The following is a 490-nucleotide window of genomic DNA, read 5'->3' on the forward strand; positions in this document are numbered from 1 at the left end:
GTTCGTTGATTTCTTCGCGGCGGCGGATCACTTCTTCCAAGTCCACACCGTTTTCCAAATCGGCTTGCAGTGAATTGAACTGGTTGAGTTTGTCTTTCATCAAGAAGTCGATACCGTACAATGCAACACGACGGTAGTCACCGATAATACGGCAACGGCCATAAGCATCCGGCAGACCGGTAATCACGCCTGATTTACGGCAACGGCGGATGTCGGGAGTGTAAACGTCAAACACGCCTTGGTTATGGGTTTTGCGGTATTTGGTGAAAATTTCGCTGACTTCAGGATTCAATTCAACGTTGTACACTTTGCACGCGTCTTGCACCATTTTCAAACCGCCAAACGGCATGATGGAGCGTTTCAAAGGCTCATCTGTTTGCAGGCCGACGATGGTTTCCAAATCTTTGTCGATGTAGCCTGGAGCGTGGCTGGTAATACCGGATATGATTTGCGCATCGATTTTGTACGGCTCGTGCGTACGGTTTTCTAC

Annotated in this window: 1 protein-coding gene; it reads right to left on the minus strand. The window is 48.8% G+C overall.

Features of this window, described 5'->3' with window-relative positions; translation table 11 throughout:
* The coding region (locus tag ACTHTJ_RS10785) for a pyruvate formate lyase family protein (protein WP_440362677.1) at window positions 1–490 on the minus strand (490 nt) is incomplete at both ends.

It is taken from the genome of Neisseria sp. P0018.S001, assembly GCF_051957355.1.
Lineage (GTDB): Bacteria > Pseudomonadota > Gammaproteobacteria > Burkholderiales > Neisseriaceae > Neisseria > Neisseria subflava_A.